The sequence below is a fragment of the Streptomyces sp. NPDC050610 genome, assembly GCF_040654875.1.
GTDB lineage: Bacteria > Actinomycetota > Actinomycetes > Streptomycetales > Streptomycetaceae > Streptomyces.
Genome location: NZ_JBFAIV010000013.1, coordinates 140031 through 161567, shown reverse-complemented (window position 1 = coordinate 161567; position 21537 = coordinate 140031). Strand labels below are relative to the sequence as shown.

The window sequence follows — 21537 nt, the reverse complement described above, 5'->3', positions numbered from 1 at the left end:
CATCGTGCGCCGCGCGTTACCGGACTCCGTACGTCCGAATCCCGCGCTGCGGGGGCGGCCGTGTACGTCCGTGAATCGCGTCGCGGAGCGGCTGCGCGCGTACGTGAATCGGGCTACGGGGGTGGGCTGCGTATGTCCGTGAATCGGGCTGCGGGGTGGGCTGCGTACGTCCGTGGATCGCGCCGCGGGGCGGCTGCGTACGCCGGTTTTCCGCGCTTGCGGAGGGAGCCGCGTACGTCCGTGAATCGCGCCGCCGGGACCCGCGCTACCGCGCCGCGTGCTGCCGCCACTCCCTGAGCAGGGCCACCACCAGCACCACGCCCGTCGCGCCCGCCGACCACAGCAGCTGCGGCCGCGCCGAGGCGTCGAACAGCATCAGCACCAGCACCGTCGCCATCGCGGCCAGCGCCGCCCACGTCAGCCACGGGAACCCCCACATCCGCAGCGTCAGCCGCTCCGGGTGTTCGCGCTCCAGCTGCCGCCGCAGCCGCAACTGCGAGGCGGCGATCAGCCCCCAGACGAAGAGCAGCACCGCGCCCACCGCGTTCAGCAGGTACTGGAAGATCGAGTCCGGCCACTTCAGGTTCAGCAGCACGGAGACGAAGCCGAAGGCGACCGACGCGAGCACCGCCCGCCGCGGCACCCCGCCGCCGGCCACCGTCAGCAGCGAGCGCGGCGCCTCGCCGCGCTCCGCCAGCGAGAAGACCATCCGGGACGAGCCGTAGAGGTTGGCGTTGAGCGCGGACAGCAGCGCCACGAACACCACGATGTTCATGATCTGCCCGGCGGCCGGCACCCCGATCGAGTCCAGCACCGCCACGTACGGACTCTTCCCCGGCCGCATCGAGGACCAGGGCAGCAGGGCGACGATGACGAGCATCGAGCCGACGTAGAAGAAGAGGATGCGCCACACGGCGCTGCGCACCGCGCGGCCCACCGCGCGCCCCGGGTCGTCCGACTCGGCGGCCGCGATCGTGACGACCTCCAGACCGCCGAAGGCGAAGACCACGGCGAGCACGCCGGAGACCACGCCGCTCCAGCCGTTCGGCAGGAACCCGCCCTGCCCGGTGAGGTTGGTGAGCCCCACGGCGTGGGTGTCGGGCAGCACGCCGAAGATCGCCAGCAGGCTCAGCGCCAGGAACAGGATGATCGCCGTGACCTTGAGCGTCGCGAACCAGAACTCGAACTCGCCGAAGTTGCGCACCGACGCGAGGTTGGCGCCGGTGAACACCACCATGAACAGCAGCACCCATGCCCACTGCGGCACCGAGGGCACCCAGCCGTTGGCGATCTGCGCCGCGCCCGTCGCCTCCACCGCCAACACGACGACCAGCAGGAACCAGTACAGCCAGCCCACCGAGAAGCCGGCCCACCGCCCCAGCGCCCGCTCCGCGTGCACCGAGAACGCGCCGGAGGCGGGCATCGCCGCGGACATCTCGCCGAGCATCCGCATCACCAGCATCGCGAGCGCGCCCGCGATCAGATACGACACGACGATGCCGGGCCCCGCGACGGCGATGCCCGCCCCCGAGCCCACGAACAGCCCGGCGCCGATCACGCCGCCCAGGCCGAGCATCGTCATATGGCGCTGCTTCAGCCCGGTGGCGAGGGACTTTCTCGGACCGTCGGCACGGGACTCGACGGCAGGGGATGCGTCCTGCATAACGCTCGTGACTCCCGAGGCGATGTGTGGTCAAAGGGACCTAAGTGTCTCCGCGCCCGGGCGCGCGGCGCAAACCCCCGGCGCCGCGTGACAAGCCTCACCCACCGTGCGGGAACCCGCGAAACCCCAGGCAGGCCGGGAAATCACGGCCCCGATCGGAACTCTCCAAGACCGGCCGCGCGGCTTTGTCACCGCCATACGGTGATCACGGAGAGCCCCTCCGCTAACGTCGCATTGTCCTCAACCGCCCTTGACCCCGCGGAGTACCGATGGCCACCGCCGCCGCCACAGCTTCCCGGACCGGTACGGTCCTCGCCGATTTGCTCCCCGCCTCCACCGACGCCCGGGCCCGCGTCCGCGACGCCGCCCTCGTGCTCGGCGGCGCCGCCCTCACCGGCATCGCCGCCCAGATAGCCGTGCCGATTCCCGGCTCCCCGGTCCCGGTCACCGGCCAGACCTTCGCCGCCCTGCTGGTCGGCACCGCCCTCGGCGCCCGCCGCGGCTTCCTCTCCCTCGCGCTGTACGCCCTGGTCGGCATGGCCGGCATGCCCTGGTTCGCGAACGGCGCCGCGGGCGCGGGCGGCGCGACCTTCGGGTACGTGCTGGGCATGCTGCTCGCCGCGACCGTCGTCGGCTCCCTGGCCCGCCGCGGCGCCGACCGCTCCCCGCTGCGCACCGCGGGCACCATGGCGCTCGGCTCCGCGCTGATCTACGGGATCGGCGTCCCCTACCTCGCGCTGAGCACGCACATCTCGCTCTCCGCGGCCGTCGCCGCCGGTCTGACCCCGTTCCTCATCGGCGACGCGCTCAAGGCCGCGCTCGCGATGGGCGCGCTGCCCGCCGCCTGGAAGCTGCTCGGCCGCCACGGCTGATCTGACCGCGCGAGGCGCGTGCACGTACGGGCCGGGGCCCGCGTCCGAGGGATCGGACGCGGGCCCCGGCGTCGGTCACGGGCCCGGTCACGGGCCTGGCGCGCTCCGGCTTCCGCGCGGCGTGTGCCGGGCCCGTACGCTCCGGCCGTACGTACGCTCCGTCCGTCCGGCCGTTAGCTCCGTCCGTACGCTCCGGCCGCCGCTAGCTCCGGCCGTTACCTCCGTCCGGAGCGCCGCGCCCGCTGCCCGTTCGGCGCGCCGTGCTCAGTGGCGGCCGTGCTTGCGGGTCGTGAACCAGATCCCCGCCGCGCCCGTGGCCAGCAGCACCACGGCGATCCCGCCGGTCAGCGGGAGGGCCGACGGCGTGCCCGTACTGGGCAGATCGCTCTGGGCGGGGCCGGGGCTCTTCTCCGCCGCGCCGGCCGGCACGTTCCGGGTGCCGAGCAGCAACGGGGTGTCGGGCGCGTCGGAACTGGTGTCGGTGGTGCCGAACTGGACCGGGCCCTGCTGCCACAGCAGCGTCTTGGTGTCGCCCAGGGTGACCGGGAGGCAGATCTGCCCGGCCTTTTTCAGATCGAAGCTCGCGTCGACCGGGTAGCTGCGGCTCTTTCCCGCGGCCAGTTCATCGATGGCGCAGGCGAATCCGCTGTTCGAACCCGGTGGCAATTGTGCGGTCGGGATGGCGGTGCAGCCCTTGACGGCGTTGACGCGCATCCCCTGGAACCCGACCACGCTGAGCCGGATCGCTCCGGTGTCCTTGGCTCCTTTATTAGTGACCTTCGCGGACAGGGCGGTTTTCCCGGATTTCCTGTCCACGGAGATCTTGGCCGGCAGCTCCGTGGTGATCTCATAGCCCGCCGGGGCGCTCGCCCCCGGACTGCCTCCCTCGCTGCTGCCGGGCGACGGCTCGGCGGCCAGCGCCTCGAAGGGCAGCAGCAGCATCGCACCGGCGACCGCCACCACCCACAAGGATCGACGCTGATTACTTCGTCGCATTTTCGTTCCCCCCTATCTGTAGTCTCTACAGAAGTATTTGAATAGGTACCACAAGATTGCGTTCGCGAGGGGTACGGGAAGTTATTTCCGTAATGGGGGCGGGCCTGGTGGGAAACGAGGGCGGCGAGGTGCAGGGGCGATTGGTCGTCGATCGCTACCGGCTGCTGGAATTGATCGGGCGGGGCGGAATGGGGCGCGTGTGGCGCGCCCGGGACGAAGTGCTCGGCCGGCCGGTGGCCGCCAAGGAGATACGGATCGGCGAACTCGTCGGCGAGGACAGCTCCGTACAGCGCGAACGCAGCCTGCGCGAGGCGCGGGCCACGGCCCGTATCGACCACCCCAACGTCGTGCGGGTCTACGACGTGGTGGAGGAGGACGACCGGCTCTGGATCGTGATGGAGCTGGTGGACGCCCGGTCGCTGGAGCAGGTGCTGACGCGGGACGGCCCGGTGCCGCCGCGCGAGGCCGCCCGGATCGGGCTCGGCCTGGCCCGCGCGCTGCGCTCGGTGCACGCCGTCGGCGTGCTGCACCGCGACATCAAACCGGGCAATGTCCTGCTCACGGCGGGCGGCCGGATCGTCCTCACAGACTTCGGCATCGCCGCGATGCAGGACGCGGCGGCGCTGACAATGGCCGGCACGCTGGTCGGCTCCCCGGAGTACATGGCTCCGGAGCGGATCGAGGGCCGGGAGCAGGGGCCGCCCTCGGACCTGTGGTCGCTCGGCGCCACGCTGTGCGCCGCGGTCGGCGGCCGGTCGCCGTTCACCCGGGCGACGACCCTCGCCACGCTGCACGCCGTGCTGTATGAGGAGCCGGAGCTCCCGGACGCGTCGGGCCCGCTGCGGGGGACGCTGACGGAGCTGCTGAGGAAGGAGCCGGGGCGGCGGCCGACGCTCGACGAGACGGAGGGGGCGCTGGCCCTCCTGGCCGAGCCGGAGCCGCGACCGCATCCGCCGACGGTCCTGGCCGAGCAGCCGCCGCCCGTACGGCCCGCGGCACCGCCCCAGCAGCCCATGCCGCCCCAGTGGCAGCAGCAGCCCGCCCCGCCCCACGACCCCACCGTGGCCGACGCGCCGGTGCGCGACGCCGTGCCGCCGGGCCGCGTGCGCCGGAGGACGGCGGTGCTGGCGGCCGCCGCGGTGGTGGCGGTCTCGGGGGTGGCGGCCGGGGTGGTCTTCGCCCTGCAAGGGCCGGACACCGGCGGCGCCGAGTCCGCCGCGTCGTCCGGGCCCGGGCCTGCCGGCTCCTCGGCCGCGCGGAGCGGCGCGGCCTCCCCGAAGGAGAAGCCGCCGAGCGCCTCGGCGGGCGGTTCACGGGCGGCGGACACCGCCGCTGCGCAGCGGGAGGAGGACGGCTTCAGCTGGGCCCCGCCCGCCGGGTGGAACCGCACGCAGCGCAACCCGGGCGATATTAGCTACAGCCCCAAGGACGGCACCATCGAGCTGTCGGCCTCCCAGGGCCGTACGACGGAGGACCTGCTGACGCACTGGCAGCGCTTCGAGCGCGATTACCAAGGCCGGCCGGGCTACCGCAAGACGCGGCTGGAACGCACCACGTTCTCCGGCAACCCGGCCGTGATCTGGGAGTACGCCTTCCTCCAGGGCGGTCAGCCGGGCCACGGCCAACAGCTCGGCTTCACGCACGGCGGCCGTACGTACCAGCTCAGCGTCTGGTACCTCGACCCCGTGCGCTCCACCGCCCTGGACGTCTACTCGCGCGTCAAGGAGTCGTTCCGCACCCGGTGACGGCGGCGGTCCAGGAGCAGGCCGACGACCAGCACCAGCGCGCCCACGACCACGGACATGATCATCTGCTTGCGGCCCGTGTCGTCGTAGAACATGTAGCCCACCACGAAGATGATCAGCGCGATGGTCGCGTAGGTCAGATACGGGAAGAGCCACATCTTGACCGTGTGCCGCTCGGGCATCTCGCGCTCGATGACCCGGCGCATCCGCAGCTGCGAGAAGCAGATGACGAGCCAGACGAAGAGGGCGACCGCGCCGGACGAGTTGAGCAGGAAGTTGAAGACCGTGTCCGGCGAGGTGTAGTTGAAGATGACGGCGACGAAGCCGAAGGCCACCGAGGACCAGATCGCGACGGCGGGCACGCCGCGCTTGTCGACCTGGCCGAAGGACTTGGGCGCGTCGCCGCGCCGGCCGAGGGAGAAGGCCATGCGGGAGGCGGTGTAGAGGCCGGAGTTGAGACAGGAGAGCACGGCGGTCAGCACGATGACGTCCATGACGGTGCCGGCGTGCGGGATGCCGATCTCGTTGAGCACGGCGACGTACGGGCCGACCTTGAGGATCTCCGGGTCGTTCCACGGCAGCAGCGTCACGACGAAGAGGATCGAGCCCAGGTAGAAGATGCCGATGCGCCAGATCACGCTGTTGGTGGCCTTGGCGACCATCTTCTCGGGGTTCTCGGACTCGCCCGCCGCCAGCGTGACGATCTCGCTGCCCATGAAGGAGAAGACGACCAGCAGCATGCCGGAGAGGATGGTGCCCGGTCCGTTCGGCAGGAAGCCGCCCTGCCCGGTCAGGTTCTCCAGGCCCACCGAGTGGGTGTCCGGCAGCACGCCGAAGATGGCGAGGCCCGCGATGATGATGAACGCGGCGATCGCCACCACCTTGATGCCGGCGAACCAGAACTCGAACTCGCCGTACGAGCCGACCGAGACGAGGTTGGTCGCGGTCAGGGCGATCATCACGATCAGCGACCAGCCCCACTGCGGCACGGCCGGTATCCACCCGTTGAGGATGGTCGCGCCGGCGGTCGCCTCGACGGCGAGCACGACGGCCCAGAAGAACCAGTACAGCCAGCCGATCGTGAACCCGGCCCAGCGGCCGAGCGCGCGGTCCGCGTAGGCGGAGAAGGATCCGGAGGCCGGGTCGGCGGCGGCCATCTCGCCGAGCATCCGCATCACGAGGACGACCAGCAGGCCGGCGAGCGCGTACGAGATGAGGATGCCGGGCCCCGCCTTGGCGATGCCCGCGCCGGAGCCGACGAACAGTCCCGCCCCGATGACGCCGCCGATGGCGATCATCGAGAGGTGACGATTCTTCAATCCGGCCTTGAGGTTGTCTTGAGGTTCGTGAGAATCTGGGGTGCTGCTCGAATCACCGTTGGTCGACGCCTTTGTCGTAATCGGTGGTGTCGCGCTCATATATGTGCACGTTCCTTAGCTGCTGTCTCTGGCAGGACGGCGCCCGTAATCCGCACGCAGCCGGTTACGGGTCCAGGCATTACAGCTTTTCGAAGGTGCATTACGGAAGCCCCTGATCCGTAATGTTGTATTCACCCTCGGTAGCAGCACCCTGCGGCGTCTACCCCGCCCCCGGCGTGCCACACTCGACGCCATGCGCGTGTACCTCGGCTCCGACCATGCCGGTTACGAACTCAAGAACCACCTCGTCGAGTGGCTCAAGGCCCACGGCCACGACCCCGTCGACGTCGGTCCGCACATCTACGACGCCCAGGACGACTATCCGCCGTTCTGCCTGCGGGCCGCCGAGCGGACCGCCGCGGACCCGGCGAGCCTGGGCATCGTGATCGGCGGCTCCGGCAACGGCGAGCAGATCGCCGCCAACAAGGTCAAGGGCGTACGGGCCGCGCTGGCCTGGAGCGAGCAGACCGCCCAGCTCGGGCGCGAGCACAACGACGCCAACGTCCTGTCCGTCGGCGGCCGGATGCACACCGAGGAAGAGGCGACCCGGTTCGTCGAGATCTTCCTCAGCACCCCGTACTCCGGCGAGGAGCGGCACACCCGCCGCATCGAGATGCTGAGCGCGTACGAGGCCACCGGCGAGCTGCCGCCCATCCCGGCCCACCACCCCCAGCCGTAACACCGGCCCCGGACGGCCGGACCGTCGCCGCAGCGACAGCGACGGTCCGGCCGTCCGGCGCGCCGTCTCCCCGCCGCCGCCACCGCCGCCGCCTCAGTCCCCGAAGGACGGACCGTGCCCGAGGGCCACACCATCCACCGCCTCGCCGAGGACCACCGCGAGCTCTTCGCGGGCCGGCCGGTGCGGGCGAGCAGCCCGCAGGGCAAGTTCTCCGACAGCGCCGCGCTGATCGACGGCCGGGAGCTGACCGAGGCCGAGGCGCACGGCAAACACCTTTTCCTGGGCTTCGGCGGGACCGGCTGGGTCCACATCCACCTCGGGCTCTTCGGCAAGCTGGGCTTCGGCGACGCGCCCGCGCCGCCGCCGACCGCGACCGTACGGCTGCGGCTCGCGAACCCCGGCGCGTACGCGGACCTGCGCGGGCCCACCACCTGCGCGCTGATCACCGATGGCGAGAAAGCGGCCATACACGAGCGGCTCGGGCCCGATCCGCTGCGGGCGGCCGACGACGGCGAGCGCGCCTGGGCCCGGATCTCCCGCAGCCGTACGAGCGTCGCCGCGCTGCTCATGGACCAGAAGGTGATCGCGGGCGTCGGCAACGTCTACCGCGCCGAGGTCCTGTTCCGGCACGGCATCGATCCGTACCGGCCGGGCCGCGATCTCACCCGCTCCGAATGGGACGCCGTCTGGGCGGACCTGGTCGTTCTGATGCGGGAGGGCGTCCGCAACAACCGCATCGACACAGTGCGTCCGGAACACGAGCCCGAGGCCATGGGCCGCCCGCCGCGCGTCGACGACCACGGCGGCGAGGTCTACGTCTACCGGCGCGCCGCCCAGCCGTGCCACATCTGCGGAGCCGAGATCCGCACCGCCGACCTCGCCGCCCGCAACCTCTTCTGGTGCCCTGCCTGCCAGGCGAGGTAGACGCTCAGAAACTGTGCGGCAGCCAGGGGGCCACCGCGCTCCCGAACGCCACCGCCGCCTCCGCCAGCGCACCCTGGCGGACCTCCCGCACCCGGCCCCCGGCGGCGAGCGCCGTCAGCGACACCCCGCCCAGATAGGCCGCGCCCAGCTCCCGTACGGACAGCTCCAGATCCGCCGGGTCGCCGGTCCGCTCGCAGGACGCGCCCTTGGCGTCGCCGGTCAGCCGCCAACGCCCCTCGTTCCAGGGACAGAAGGCGTCCGCGACGTCGAACACCACGTCCACCGGGGCCTGGTACGTACGCGCCGCCAGCGCCTCCCCGACGTCCACCAGCCGTACGTACAGCGACTGCCGCACCCCGAGCCCGCACCGCCGGTCATCGCTCACGAGATGCAGCAGAGCGTCATCGACCGGGCGGCTCTGGACAGAAATCCTCGTCGTCAGATCAATGCCGAACAGATAGCGCCACAGCGCGGCGTACGCGGCCGGGGTCAGCGCCTCGATGTCGCGCAGCAGCACCGTCCCGTCCGGCCCGGCCGGCGTCCACCCCGGACGGACCGCGTAACGCGCGTACCCGACCGTCTCGCCGTCCGCCTCCGCCAGCACGCACTTGAGGGGCGACGCGCCGTTCCGGTCGGACTCCAGATCGAACGTCATCAGCCGGTCCCAGCCCGGCTGGCGCGCCAGCATCCCCGGCCGCTCCGCGACCCGCCGCGCGTACACCGACTCGCACACCGCGCGCGCCTCGTCCGTGTCCGCGGCGCGCAGCCGCAGCCGCACGTCATCGGCGCCCTCCGGCACCGCGAGCCGCACCAGAGCGGTGTCGATCTCGGCGCTGAGCGCCCGGGTCGCGCCGCCGTAGCCGAACCGGCCGTAGATGTCCGGTTCCGAGGCCACCAGAACGGCGAGCGGCTCGCCCCAGGACCGGAAGTCCGACAACTGCCGCCGCATCATCGACCGCAATATCCCCCGGCGGCGGTGCGTGGGCCGTACGCTCACCATCGTCACGCCCGCCGCGGCCACCGACGCGCCGCCCGGCACCGTCAGCCGGAACTCGGCGGCCCCGGCCGTCCCGACGGCCTCACCGTCCTCCCACGCCCCAATCGCCCGCACCGTACCGAAAAGTTCCCGCCACACTTCACGCCGCTCCACCGGCACGGGAACACCCCCGAAGGCCAGCTCCAACGCCCCGTACCACTGGTCCCAATCGGCGGGCGCGAGGGCCCGTATCTCTGTCGTCATTCCCCATGCCTAGCAGCGCTTCCCCGCCCGAGCGAACGGGTTTCGCATACGATTGCCTTCCCGGCGGACGCGGCACCGGTTCCGCTCGTACCGCGAATCGACGCACCGCCGAAGGGGTGGATAAGGTCCCGATGCAATGACTGGCGCTGCCGACACCCCGACGGCCCGGATGCGCAAAGCACTGCACCGGGCCCGCGTCGGCGTGCGCAAGGCCGGGGTCGACTACTTCCGAGGCGACGGCTCCGACTGGATCGCGCTCGCCGCCCTGCTCTTCTCCGTCCCCGCCATCGCCGCCGCCACTGTCGCCCAGCCCGCCTGGTGCGCACCCTCCGCCCTCGTCCTGCCGATCGTCGCCGGCGGGCTGCTGCTGCGCCCCGCCAGCCTGCTCGCGCTGTACGCCGCCGCGGCCACCGCCCTGATCGTGGAGTCCGCGATCCTCGGCCCGTACACCGACGGCGCGGACCGGGTCACCCCCGGCACCATCCTGGTGGTCGCCGCCGTGGGCTTCTTCGGGCTGCTCATCGCCCAGTTCCGCAGCCGCGTCGGCGTCCCCTGGAGACGCGGCGGCACCATGCTCTTCGACCTGCGAGAACGCATCCGGGTGCAGAGCAAGCTGCCCCAACTGCCGCGCGGCTGGCACCGCGAGATGGCGCTGCGCCCGGCCGGCGGCCAGTCCTTCTCCGGCGACTTCGTCGTCGCGGCCCGTACGAACGGCGGCCGCACCCTCGAAGTCGTCCTCACCGACGTCTCCGGCAAGGGCATGGACGCGGCCTCCCGCGCCCTGCTGCTCTCCGGCGCCTTCGGCGGCCTGCTCGGCTCCCTGCCGCCGCACGCCTTCCTGCCCGCCGCCAACGGCTATCTGCTGCGCCAGGACTGGGACGAGGGCTTCGCCACCTCGGTGCATCTCGTCCTCGACCTCGACAGCGGCGACTACGAACTGCTCTCCGCGGGCCACCTGCCCGCCCTCCAGCTCTCCGCGGGCACCGGCCGCTGGGAGGAGATGGCCGCCGAGGGCCCGCTGCTCGGGGTCTACGACGGCGCGCAGTTCGACCCGATCAAGGGCACGCTGCGCCCCGGCGACGTGCTGATGCTCTTCACCGACGGGCTCGTCGAGACGGCGGAGCGGGACCTCACCGAGGGGATGGACCGGCTGACGGGGGAGGCCGACCGCTACGTGGCCTCCGGGTTCCACGGTGCGGCCTGGCATCTGATCGAGGCCGTGGCCAAGGACGTCAACGACGACCGGGCGCTGCTGCTCATCTGCCGCGACTGACGGCGAGCGGGCCCGTCCGGCTGCGGCAAGCGACGCTTGCCCATCAGCTTGCCACGCACCCCCCGCGCCGCCGGAGAATGGCGAATGGACCGGGCCGGACCGGGCCGCCGACCGCCGACCGCGGTCGGGAGCGTCCTCCGTCCGCCCGCGGCGGCACGGCCCGCCGCGGCACCGCTCGTGACAGAAAGGCCGATATGCGTCCCCCGAACGTCGCGTCACCTTTGGACACGGGGGCGCGAGTGACCCGTTTCGCTGAATTGCTGGGTACGGACTTTGACGACGAGCCGACCGACGACCCGGATGACGTGATCTACGAGGGGCTGGACGACGCCCGCCACCGCGAACGCGTACCCGCGCTCGTGGAGTTGATGAACGACCCGGCGGCCCCCGCGCGGGAACGCTATCTCTCCTGTCTCGCCCTGACGACGTGGGCGGAACCGGCCGGCTACGAAGCGGTGATCCGCGCCGCCCGAGCGCCCCGCGCGACGCCCTGGTACGGCGTCTGCACCGACCGCGCGCTGCCCGTGGACAGCACCTTCGCCCACCTCGCCGTCGCCGTCGCCGACAGCGACGACATGGCCGAGGAGAAGGGCACGGCGGTACGGCGCACCGAGGCGTTCCGGGCTCTGGTGCGGATCGCCGACGGCGAATACCTCGGCGGCGAGCCGGGCGAACTGCTCGACACCGCCGTGACCGGAGCCGTCGCCGAGGACATAGCCGACGTCGTGACCCGCGGCGCGGCGTCGCTCTCCGCCGCGCCCGCCCCCGCGCCGCACGGCTTCGACGTGCTCGCGCAACTCGCGGACCTGGCGGACGCGGTGGCCGGCGTCGACGGCGGCCTGGCCGGTGAACTGGCCGGCCGGCTGACGGCCGCGGGACGCGCGGCGGGCTCCGGGGACTGCCCGCCGGGACGGGCGGGGAGCGCGGCCGGATGACGTACCTGAGCCTGGCGGAGGTCGAGGAACTGGCCCGCCGCGCGCACGCGGCCCAGACCGACAAGGCCGGCCGGCCCTACGCGGAACACCTGGCGGCCGTCGCCGACGGGGTCCGCGAACGCGGCGGCACATGGGAGCAGATCGCCGCGGCATGGCTGCACGACTCCGTCGAGGACGGGGCGCTGAGCGAGCGGTGGCTGGCCGGGGCCGCGCTCCCGCAGCGCACCAAGGACATGGTGCTCGCGGTGACCAAGCGGCCGGACGAGCCGCCCGAGTCGTACGCGGCGCGCGTCCTGGCCACACCCGGCGCGCTCCTGGTCAAGGCGGCCGACCTCGCGCACAACTCCGACCCCGAACGGGCCGCGCGCCTCGACGCCGCCACCCGCGAGCGGCTGCGCGAGAAGTACGCGCGGATGCGCGGGCTCCTCGGCCTGCCGGACCCCGACGACCGGTTGCTGCTCGCCCGGCTCGACCGCGCGGACGATGCCGCCGGTCACTGGCGCGAACTGCGCGCGGCGGGCGAGGCGCTGACGGCCGCGGACCGCGACGTCCAGTGGACGCCGGGCGGGCCGGGTCCGGACGGTACGGGCCGGATGCCGTACCCCCAGTACAGCGAGGCGCTGTGGCGCGTGGTCGGGGCGCTCTCGGCCGTCGGCGCCGTGACGCCCGCGTACCGCTGGACGGACCGGCCGATGCCCGCCCGGCAGGCGGACGGACGGCTGACCGCCGCCGACGCGGTACGGGCCGCCACCGCCATCGCGCGCGGCGAGCGGTTCCGCGACGGGACCATCGCCGCCGCGGCGAACAGCGGAATGCTGGACGCGGTCGTCGCCGCGCTGCTGGCCTGGTACGACGAACCGGCGCGCGGCGCCCCGGGCAGTCCCTCTCCGGGCCCGGGTCCGACAGCGGCGCGATGATAGGTTCGGCAGGGTGGCGAGCGTGGGGGCGGGGCATCAAACGGGGCAGCGTACGGGACTGAGCCGGGTCACTCTGGTCGGCGATCGTCGACGGGTGGACCTGCTGCTCCCCTCGGCCGACCCCGTCGGCCTGCTCCTGCCGGACATCCTCCGCCTCCTCGACGACCAGAACTCCGGCCCGCCCGGGGCACGGCACTTGGTGACGGCCGATGGCGCCGTACTCGCCCCGGATACCACCCTCGGCGAGGCGGCGGTGCCGGACGGCTCCGTACTGCGGCTCGTACGGGCCGATGGCGCGATGCCCGCGTCTGCCGCCACTGGTTTGGATGTACGGGCTGACGGTGCGTCGCCCGCTTCCGAGGTCACGGGGCTGGGCGTATGGGCTGACGGTGTGTCGCCCGCTTCCGAGGTCACGGGGCTGGGCGTACGGGCTGACGGTGCGTTGTCCGCCGCGTCTGCCGCCACCGGCCTGGACGTACGGGCCCTGCGCTGGCGGCCCGTCGCGCGGCGGCGGACGGCGGGCCTGGCCGCCTTCGCGCTCGCCGTCGCCGTCGGCGTGCTGACGCGTACGGGCCTGGGCCACGCCGCCGCGGCGGCGGTGCTCCTGGGCGCGGGGGTGGTGGCGGCCCTGTCCGGAGCGCTCGCCGGGCGCGCGCGCAACCGGGCGCTCGGCATCACCCTCATGCTCACCGGCGGAGCCCTCGGCCTGATCGGCGCCTGGACGGCGGCGGACGCCTACGCCTGGCCGGGATCGGGCCGGCTGGCCGCGGTGGCGGGGGCGCTGGCCGTGACGATGCTGCTGCTGGGGCTCTGCTCGCCCGTGGGACGCGGCGGACTGATCGGCGCCGGGGCGGTCGTGGTGACGACGGCCGTCTGGGAGGCGGTGGCCGCCGTGGAGGGCGACCTGACGCGGCTCGGCGCGGTGCTGGCCATCGCTTCCGTGGTCGCGCTGGGAGCGCTGCCGCGGCTGGCCCTGACGGCGGCCGGGCTCACCGCTCTGGACGACCACCGCTCGGGCGGCGCGTCCGTGAGCCGCCACGAGGTCGAGACCGCACTGGCCGCGACGCACCGGCAGCTGTCTCCGGCGACGCTCGTCACCGCGGCCTCCGCCACCGCGGCCGGCCTCCTGATCGTCACGGCGGCCACGTGGTGGACGGTGCCGCTGACGTCCGTACTCGTGGTCGTCCTGCTCTCGCGCGCCCGCGCCTTCCCGCTGGTCGCGGAGGTCGTGGCGCTGCTGGCGGCGGCCGGCGTCCTGCTGGTGCGCCTGACCATGGTGTGGATCGCCCATACGGACGGTTCGCCGTACGCACCCCTGGCCGCCCTCGCCGTGGCCGCTGTCCTTCCCCTGGTCGCGCTGTCGGCCCGCCGACCGCCGGAGCGGCTGCGGGCCCGCCTCCGGCGCCTGATCGACCTGGCCGAGGCGGCCGGGGTCATCGTCCTGTTCCCGCTGGCGATCGGGGCGTTCGGCGGGTACGCGCTCCTGCTGAACGCGCTCTGAGAGGCGGAGGAGAAACGTTATGGCTGAGGACGACCGGCGGGACCCCGCCGACGCCCTGACGGACCCGTCGGCCCCGTCCCCGGCGCCGCCCGCGCCGGGGCGCGACGGCATGCCCGCCCAGCGAACGGCTCCGGACGGGGAACCGGCCGCCGGGTCGGTGCCCCCGTCGCAGGCTGTCGGCATCGGGGCGCGGGCGCCTGCCGCTCCGAGCGGCGCTGAACCGCTCAGGGAGACTGCGGACTCTGCTGTGCCCGCACCCAGGGAGACGTCGGTGCCTTCGGGGTCGGTGCTGCCGGGGGGCGCGCCCGAGCCGCTCGTACGAGGTGGGGAGCCGCCCGCCGGGCCCGTGCTGCCGTCGCCTTCGGATCCGGCGGTGCCTTCGAATCCGGCGGCGCCGCAGCCGGTGCGCGGCGAGTCCGCCGTGCCCGAGCCGCCCGTACGGGGTGGGGAACCGTCTGCGCCGACCGTTGAGGTTGCGCGCGACAACCAGCAGTCCGCGCCGGACGCCGAGCTGGACGACGAACTGGACGTCGCGCCGGACGTCGCGCTGGCCGTATTGCTGTCGCCGATCACCCTTCCGGCGTCCCGGACTTCTGCCGCTTCGGGCGGCGCTCAACGGCTGGGGCGGGCGGCGGGCTCCGCCAAGACTTCGGCCGATGGGGCGGGGGGAGCCCCGGTTCCAGCCGGGCCTCCGGTGCGGAGCGAGTCGGCCGACCCGGACCCCGTAGCGGCGGAATCGCCCGTACCGGGCGGAGAGCCGCCCGTGCGGGTTCCTGCGCCCGCGCCCGCCGACCAGGGGCCCGTGCCGGATACGAGGCCGGTCACCGCCCAGCAGGCACTGACTTCTGCCGCTTCGGGCGGCACTCAACGGCCGGGGCAGGCGGCGGGCTCCGCCGGGACTTCGGCCGATGGGGCGGGGGGAGCCCCAGTTGCGGCTGGGTCTCCGGTGCGGGGCGAGTCGGCCGACCGGGACCTCGTACCGGTGGAATCGCCCGTGCCGGGCGGAGAGCCGCCCGCGCGGGTTCCTGCGCCCGCGCCCGCCGACCGGCGACCCGTGCCGGATACGAGGCCGGTTACCGCCCCGCAGGCACCGGTGTCCGCCGCTTCGGGCGGCGGCCGACCGCAGGGGCAGGCGGCGGGCTTCGCCGCGCCCGAGCCCGCGCCCGCGAACACCGGGCCGTCAGGCCCCCCGGTGGCTCCCGCCGCCGCCCCAGGGGCGCAAGCGCCCACGATCCCGCACGCCTTCCCGCTGCCCCCGCATGCTCCCGGTGCTTCGCACGCCGCCAACTTGCCTCCGCACGCCGCCCCAACACCTCCGTACGCCGCCCCCGCCGTTCCGCCCCGGCCCCGTACCGCGCCGGAGGCGGCGCGGGGGCCGTACGACCGGATCGCGCAGGCGAGCCGGGGGCGCGGCGGAGCGGCGGCCGTGGGGGTCGAGGACCTGGTCAAAGGCAGGCCGCGGAGCGGGGATTCCGCTGCCCGGCGGACCGGGCGGGCGGTGCGGCGGATGGTCGGGGGATCGGCCGCGCGGGAAGTGGCCGAGGCCACGCGGGTCGCCCAGGCGGTGCAGCAGCCCGTGGCCACCGGGCGGCAGATCGTCGTCACCAGCATCCGCGGCGGTGCGGGCAAGACCACCGTCGCGGCCCTGCTCGGGCGGACGTACGCGCACTACCGGCAGGACCCGGTGCTGATGCTGGAGGCCGATCCGGCGCTCGGCACGCTGCCGGTACGGCTCGCGGCCCCCGCCGTGCGGTGGACCTGCGGGGACCTCGCGCAGATCATCGAGCCGACGATGCAGCTCACCGACATCACGGGGTACCTGGTCCAACTGCCCGACCGCGGCTGGCTGCTGCCCGGCAGCCAGGGCCGGGTCGGCACCCGGCTGGAACTGGCCGAGTACCGCTCGGTGATGGTGGCGCTGCGCCGCTACTTCGGCGTCACGGTCGTGGACTGCGAGACGCTGCCCAGCGAGCTGTCCCGTACCGCGCTCGCCGCCGCCCAGGCGCGGGTGCTCGTCGCGCCGGCCACCGTCGAGGGCGTCACCAGCACCCGCGCCGTACTGGACTGGATGGCGTCGCTGCCCCGGCCGATGATGCTGCCGGGGACCGTGGTTGTGCTCGCCGCGTCGTCCCCGCACATGGCGCTCGACGTGGCGGCGGCCGGCGCGCACCTCCAGTTGGAGGGCGTGCGCGTGCTGATGCTGCCGTACGACCGCCACCTCGCCGCGGGCGGCCCGATCCGTACGGACCTGCTCGGCGAGGCCACCCGCGAGGCCGCCACCGAGCTCGCCGCCGAAGTGCTCAACCGCGCGGTGAGCGGGGCGCGCTGACCGTTCGGCCGGTCACCGCACGGCTGTACGTCCGCCCGTCGCCCATGCCGCCACGCGACCGGTTCGTGTCCTGTTCATCCTCCGCGATTTCCCGAAAGATAGGGGAATGGTAGGGGCTTTCCGGGAAAGTCCCACCTGTCCAGGGAGGACCGCGATGACCGCGAACGTGAACCCGAAGGACCCCGCCGCGACGCGGCACGGCGACGGAGACCGTGCCCCTGAGGAGATCACGGCGCTGCTCGCCGGCGCCGCCGACCCGGAGCACCGGCTGGCCGTCCACCAGGAGCTGTATCCCGAGGTCACCAACCTCGCCACGGCGGAGAACGTCCTGGTCTACCCATCGCTGCGGGACAACGTCTTCGAACAGCTCGGCGTCCTGGAGCAGCAGGACGTCAAATACGCCCCCTCGTACGGAAGTGCGGAAATCCGCGCCGATATCGCGGCGATGCTGCGCCCGGCGCTCTCTCCGGGCCTCAGCGGCGAGGACGTTTTCGGCACTTCAGGGGTGTCGGCCGCCCTGGAATGCCTGGCGTTCGCGCTCAGGGAGGGCGGCATTCTGCACAGCGGGGACCGGGTGCTGCTGCCCGCCCCTTACTGGCAGGGCTTCAACTGGTGTTTCGAGCAGCGGCCCGAGCTGCTCTGCGTCCCCGTCCACCTCCGGGAACTGGGCGAAGAGCACTTCGATCTCACGCTGGAGGACATCCAGCACGTCTACCGGACCCAGCCGGAGCCGCCGAAACTGCTCGTCCTCACCAACCCCAACAACCCGCTGGGCGACAACTACGGAAAGGATCTGCTGGAGAGCGTCTACCGGTGGGTGCTCAACGAGACGGGGATGCACATCATCTCCGACGAGATGTACGCCCATTCCCAGCTCACGGGCGCCGGACCGGAGTTCGTCAGCGCACTGGAGCTGGGCGCGTACAAGCACAATCCGGAGGCACGGGACCGCGTACACGTCGTATGGGGATTCGCCAAGGACTTCGGAATGTCGGGGCTCAAGGCCGGAGTCGTGATTTCCAAGTCATCCGTGGTCCAGGCGGCTATGAAGGGAATCAAGGACAAGCGGAACAGCTACTCCTGGTTCAGCCCGTTCGACTCGCTCAAGCACTTCGTCATCGGGAAGATGCTGAAGACCACGAGCGGCGGCGAGAGTTATCCGCTCGCATTGATGGAGCAGTACCGGGGCTGGCTGACCGCCGCGTTCCAGGACGTCCGCGCGGCCCTCGACGACGGCAATATTCCATACCGCTACCGCGAAGGGCAGAACGCGGCGCAGTTCTTCTGGCTCGACCTGCGCACCTATCTGCCTCCGGAAGGCACGGCGGTGATCCCGCCGGAGATCGGGCCGCACTTCCCGCAGCCCGACCGCGTACCGGAGCCGTTCGCCGCGGACGCCGAAAAGCGGGGGACAGCCGCCTTGCCGATCCTCTTCCCGAACATCTCCAGCGAGGAGGAGTGGCTCCGCTGGTATATCGCCACATACGCCCAAGTGCAGCTGCTTCCGGGGCAGTTGCTGTCCTGCGCGGAGCCGGGCTTCTTCCGGCTCTGCTATACGGCCGTCGACACCGCGGAAGTCGTCGCGTCCGTACAGCGGGTCGCCGACCTCCTCGCCCCCTGGTCGAACGGCGACCGCTGACGTCCCGCCCGGTGCGGGGCGGCCCCCGGCCCGTCCCATGGACGGACCGGGAGGAACCGCGATGCCCCGCAGGTCAGATGCCGAAGGGAGCGGGGTACTGGATGGTGCCGGTCGGGACCGGCCGGCCGTCGTCGAGGGCCATGGCCATCATCGCCTCGTCGGGCACCTCGAAGGGCGCGCGGACGCCGAAGCGGGAAGCGGGAACGAAGCCGAACCGCGGGTAGTAGCCGGCGTGCCCGAGGACGAGGACGAGGTTCTCGCCCATGGCCCGCGCGGCGTCCAGAGCCGCGCGGATCGCGGCGGAGCCGGCGCCGGTGCGCTGGGCCGAGGGGAGTACCGCGCACGGGGCCAGGGCGAGGGCGGGCGCGCCGTCGACGTGGCACCGCGTGAGCAGCGCGTGCCCGACCGGGGCGGCGTCGGGGCCGGCGGCGAGCACGGACAGGCCGTCGATCCACGCCTCGGGGTCGGCGCGCAGGGCGTCGACGAGGTCGGCCTCCTCGGCGGCGGGGAAGGCGGCGAGGTTGATGGCGCGGACGGCGGCGATGTCGTCGGCGGTCTCGGGGCGGGTGGTCCAAGTGGTCATGGTGGTCCTGTTCTTGGAGGTGTGAGGGGTGGTGGAGGTGTGTGGGGTGTTGCTGTGGGGGTGGAAGAGGTAGGCGGCGTAGTCGTAGTCGCCGCCGTGCTCGCGCCGCATGGCGATCTCCTCCCGGAGCGCGGTGAGCGCCTCCCGCATGCCGGGCCGCCGCGGGTCCGCTCGGGCGATCCGCCGAGCGAGCGGGGTGTAGTACTCCGCCCACCAGTCGCTCTCCGGCAGCGGCCAATGTGCGCGGAGGCGGTAGCCGGCGGCCCGCGCCGCCTCGGTGTTCGCGGCATGGGTGCGCAGCGGGTACGCCGCGTCCCAGTAGGCGCGTACCGGTGCCGCCGGGGCGGACACGCTCCATTCGATCTCGGTGACGACGAGGACGCCGCCGGGGGCGAGCAGACGGCGCCAGGCGCGCAGCGCGCGGTCGAAGCCCACGGTGTAGACCGACCCCTCGGCCCAGATCATGTCGAAGCTGTGATCGGGGAACGGAAGCCGGTCCATCGAGCGGTCGACGACCGTGATCCGGTCGCCCAGGCCCCTGCGTGCCGCCTCGGCCGCCAGGGTGTCCAGGAACGGCCGGTGCAGGTCGACGGCGGTCACGTACGCGCCGGCCTCCTCGGCCAGCAGCAGCGCGGCGCGGCCGGGGCCGCACCCCGCGTCCAGCACCCGCGGGCGCTCGGGCAGCGGCCCGGCCGCCGCCAGCATGCGGCGCGTGGTCGCGTCCGAGCCGGGGCCCTGCCGGGGCAGGCCGTCGTGCAGGGCGAAGAAAGCCTCCGTCACCGGGTCGGCGCCGGGGGAGCGGTCGGGTGTGCCGTTTTCGGTGTTCACTGTCGGCGCCCCCGGAACCGGGCGGCGCCGGAGCGCGGCTGAGCGTGAAATGGGAAGAAATGTCGAGACAACGTAGAGACCCTTGAACGGGGCCCCGACAGGCGAGAAAACTGCTGTCTCCCGCGAGCCCTCAGGGCTCCAGCGGGGGCATCAGCGTCAGGTCAGACCGGGGCCCGGGACGTGAGGATGGTCCGGCGGGCACTGCACACGGCAGCGGCCTCTACGACAGTCATCAACTCACCTCCCACTTCCGGTCCCACAGCCGACCTGGTTGTCGCTGTACCGACCACGCTAACACGGGCCTCTCGCACGCGGCCCGGCCAAGGAATATGTGCTCCCGGCCCGGCCGCGGAATACCTGCTCGCGGTCCGGCCGCGGAAGGCGGAGTGAGCGTGCCCGGCCGCAGAAGGCCGGAGCGGACGCGCCCGGCGGCCCGTGCGTGACCACCGCGCCTTTCTTGAGTACGTACAGCTCGTCGCAGTAGGCCGCCGCCATCGACAGGTCGTGCAGCGCCGCGAGCACCCCGATGCCGAGCCGTTCGACGGTCGAGAGGACCTGCAACTGGTATTTGATGCCGAGGCGGTTGGCGGGTTCGTCGAGTACGAGGAACGCCGGTTCCTGGGAGAGCGCCCGTGCGAGTATGACGCGTTGTTTTTCGCCGCCCGAGAGCGTCTGGAAATTCCGGTCCGCGTATTCGTGCATGTCCACTTGGCGCGGAGAGCGTTCGACGATCTCGTGGTCGCGGGTCCCGCCGCTCCCCAACACGCGTCAGCCGCCGGGCTCCTCGGGAATCTCGGTGACCAAGTCGGCCAGCGGCAGGCGCCCGGTGGGGATCGCCGACTTGCCGTGCGGCGCCGGGGCGGGGTGGCCGAGGGAGATGGCGGTGCGTACCCGCCACGGGGGCTCCACGCCGCACAGCGGCCCGGCCCGGTCGGCGTTCGCGGCGGGGAAGAAGGACGCGGGGCAACTGCCCAGCCCCTGGAGATGGGCGGCGAGCATCATGTTCTGCGCCGCACGCCCGGCGTCGAACTGGGCGTCCTCGCCTCCCGCCGTCTCCTCTACCCCGAGCGCGATCACCACGGGCGCCACGGCCAGATGACCCGCGTACGCGCCCAGGCGCGCGAGCTGCCGGCGGATCTCGCGGTCGCGGACCACCACGAACCGCCAGGGCTGCCGGTTGCGGGCCGAGCCGGTCCAGCGCCCGGCCTCCAGTACCGCGCGCAGTCGCTCGTCGGGGACCGGTTCGTCGGTGAACCACCGGGTCGCCCGCAGCGACGTCAGCGCTGTCGGCGGCATCGGTGCCGGAGCCAGGGGGTCGGGCGGTACGTGCATGGCGCATCCTCCGTGCGGGGGAGGGCGCGAGGGGAGGTGCCCAGCGCCCTGCCGGCTCTCCGCGCAGAGCTGCTCGCGCCCTGCCCGGCCTCCATCAAACCTAAGCATTTTAATTGTTTGCCTAATAGAAATAGGCGCTGTTAGCGTCCAAGCCATGAGGGCAGTAAGTGAGCAGGACATCCGCGCGTCGTTCGTCAATTGCTCCAAGGGAGAGGCCAAGCGGCTGGCGGTCCCCCGGGACCTCGACGAGCGGCGCTGGGAGGACCTGGACTTTCTGGGGTGGCGCGATCCCGGAGCACCCGACCGCGGCTACCTCGTCGCGGAGCGCGGCGGCGAACTGGTCGGCGTCACCCTGCGCGCCTCCGCCGGGCGGCGCGGCCTGCTCCACCGCGGCATGTGCTCGCTGTGCCTGACCACGCACCCCGGCGACGGCGTGTCGCTGATGGCGGCCCGCAAGGCCGGCCCGGCCGGGCGGCAGGGCGACTCGGTCGGCGAGTACATCTGCTCCGACCTCGCCTGCTCCCTCTACATCCGGGGGAAGAAGACGCCGCAGGCGGGCGGGCGCTTCGAGGAGTCCCTGACGGAGGCGGAGCAGGTCGCGCGCATGGAGGGCAACCTGTTCGCCTTCCTGGACAAGCTCGCCGGCTGATCCCGGCACGAGTG

At 73.0% G+C, this 21537-nt stretch carries 17 protein-coding genes and 2 pseudogenes; 12 read left to right on the top strand and 7 right to left on the bottom strand.

Translation table 11 applies throughout. The features are described 5' to 3' along the window. Nucleotides 1-265: 265 nt before the first annotated feature. Entirely contained in the window at nt 266-1663 is a 1398-nt protein-coding gene (locus AB0I22_RS18405; protein ID WP_363131829.1) for an amino acid permease, read from the bottom strand. Between the two features lie 269 nt (nt 1664-1932). On the opposite strand from AB0I22_RS18405, the gene AB0I22_RS18400 reads away from it, so the two are divergent. Beyond that, nucleotides 1933-2535 carry a biotin transporter BioY gene (locus AB0I22_RS18400; RefSeq protein ID WP_363131828.1) on the top strand — a complete coding sequence of 201 codons (603 nt, stop codon included), beginning with the start codon at nt 1933-1935 and terminating at the stop codon, nt 2533-2535. A gap of 264 nt (nt 2536-2799) precedes the next feature. Here the strand turns inward: AB0I22_RS18400 and AB0I22_RS18395 are convergent, their stop codons facing one another. After that, the gene (locus AB0I22_RS18395; protein WP_363131827.1) at nt 2800-3495 is read right to left on the bottom strand and encodes a hypothetical protein; all 696 of its coding nucleotides are present in this window, start codon (nt 3493-3495) and stop codon (nt 2800-2802) included. A gap of 143 nt (nt 3496-3638) precedes the next feature. Here AB0I22_RS18395 and AB0I22_RS18390 point away from each other — a divergent pair, with 143 nt between their 5' ends. Continuing rightward, complete coding sequence (locus AB0I22_RS18390; RefSeq protein ID WP_363131826.1) at nt 3639-5276, top strand: serine/threonine-protein kinase; 1638 nt, start codon at nt 3639-3641, stop codon at nt 5274-5276. On the opposite strand, the gene AB0I22_RS18385 is transcribed toward AB0I22_RS18390, so the two are convergent. Then, nucleotides 5240-6694, bottom strand: coding sequence for an amino acid permease (locus tag AB0I22_RS18385; protein WP_363131825.1), 1455 nt, complete (start codon nt 6692-6694; stop codon nt 5240-5242). The two genes, AB0I22_RS18390 and AB0I22_RS18385, sit on opposite strands and share 37 nt — an antisense overlap. A gap of 193 nt (nt 6695-6887) precedes the next feature. On the opposite strand from AB0I22_RS18385, the gene AB0I22_RS18380 reads away from it, so the two are divergent. Further along, nucleotides 6888-7373, top strand: coding sequence for a ribose-5-phosphate isomerase (locus AB0I22_RS18380; RefSeq protein WP_363131824.1), 486 nt, complete (start codon nt 6888-6890; stop codon nt 7371-7373). Between the two features lie 114 nt (nt 7374-7487). Further along, complete coding sequence (locus AB0I22_RS18375) at nt 7488-8297, top strand: DNA-formamidopyrimidine glycosylase family protein (RefSeq protein WP_363131823.1); 810 nt, start codon at nt 7488-7490, stop codon at nt 8295-8297. Between the two features lie 4 nt (nt 8298-8301). Here the strand turns inward: AB0I22_RS18375 and AB0I22_RS18370 are convergent, their stop codons facing one another. Next, nucleotides 8302-9537 carry a GNAT family N-acetyltransferase gene (locus tag AB0I22_RS18370; protein ID WP_363131822.1) on the bottom strand — a complete coding sequence of 412 codons (1236 nt, stop codon included), beginning with the start codon at nt 9535-9537 and terminating at the stop codon, nt 8302-8304. Nucleotides 9538-9673: 136 nt separating this feature from the next. On the opposite strand from AB0I22_RS18370, the gene AB0I22_RS18365 reads away from it, so the two are divergent. The 7 genes and pseudogenes from AB0I22_RS18365 (at nt 9674) to AB0I22_RS18335 (ending at nt 18131) form a co-directional block, all read left to right on the top strand. After that, nucleotides 9674-10810, top strand: coding sequence for a PP2C family protein-serine/threonine phosphatase (locus tag AB0I22_RS18365; protein ID WP_363131821.1), 1137 nt, complete (start codon nt 9674-9676; stop codon nt 10808-10810). Nucleotides 10811-11049: 239 nt separating this feature from the next. Next, nucleotides 11050-11745, top strand: a complete 696-nt coding sequence (locus AB0I22_RS18360; protein WP_363131820.1) for a hypothetical protein — start codon at nt 11050-11052, stop codon at nt 11743-11745. Then, nucleotides 11742-12179, top strand: a pseudogene (locus AB0I22_RS18355) (HD domain-containing protein); the annotation flags it as partial. The gene AB0I22_RS18360 and the pseudogene AB0I22_RS18355, both read left to right, overlap by 4 nt. Next, entirely contained in the window at nt 12159-12662 is a 504-nt protein-coding gene (locus tag AB0I22_RS18350) for a DUF6508 domain-containing protein (RefSeq protein WP_363131881.1), read from the top strand. The pseudogene AB0I22_RS18355 and the gene AB0I22_RS18350, both read left to right, overlap by 21 nt. Before the next feature lie 22 nt (nt 12663-12684). Further along, complete coding sequence (locus tag AB0I22_RS18345) at nt 12685-14163, top strand: EsaB/YukD family protein (protein WP_363131880.1); 1479 nt, start codon at nt 12685-12687, stop codon at nt 14161-14163. 1288 nt (nt 14164-15451) lie between these two features. Continuing rightward, entirely contained in the window at nt 15452-16492 is a 1041-nt protein-coding gene (locus tag AB0I22_RS18340) for a MinD/ParA family protein (protein WP_363131819.1), read from the top strand. Between the two features lie 154 nt (nt 16493-16646). Next, nucleotides 16647-18131: a pyridoxal phosphate-dependent aminotransferase gene (locus AB0I22_RS18335; protein ID WP_363131818.1), complete on the top strand. Its 1485-nt coding sequence runs from the start codon at nt 16647-16649 to the stop codon at nt 18129-18131. Nucleotides 18132-18204: 73 nt separating this feature from the next. Here AB0I22_RS18335 and AB0I22_RS18330 read toward each other — a convergent pair whose 3' ends face one another. The 3 genes and pseudogenes from AB0I22_RS18330 to AB0I22_RS18320 all read right to left on the bottom strand — a co-directional run bounded on the left by AB0I22_RS18330 (nt 18205) and on the right by AB0I22_RS18320 (nt 20874). Then, nucleotides 18205-19542, bottom strand: a complete 1338-nt coding sequence (locus AB0I22_RS18330) for a bifunctional class I SAM-dependent methyltransferase/N-acetyltransferase (RefSeq protein ID WP_363131817.1) — start codon at nt 19540-19542, stop codon at nt 18205-18207. A gap of 429 nt (nt 19543-19971) precedes the next feature. After that, nucleotides 19972-20274, bottom strand: a pseudogene (locus tag AB0I22_RS18325) (ATP-binding cassette domain-containing protein); the annotation flags it as partial. Between the two features lie 36 nt (nt 20275-20310). Beyond that, the gene (locus AB0I22_RS18320) at nt 20311-20874 is read right to left on the bottom strand and encodes a nitroreductase family protein (protein WP_363131816.1); all 564 of its coding nucleotides are present in this window, start codon (nt 20872-20874) and stop codon (nt 20311-20313) included. A gap of 154 nt (nt 20875-21028) precedes the next feature. On the opposite strand from AB0I22_RS18320, the gene AB0I22_RS18315 reads away from it, so the two are divergent. Beyond that, nucleotides 21029-21523, top strand: a complete 495-nt coding sequence (locus tag AB0I22_RS18315) for an FBP domain-containing protein (RefSeq protein ID WP_363131815.1) — start codon at nt 21029-21031, stop codon at nt 21521-21523. Nucleotides 21524-21537 lie beyond the last annotated feature (14 nt).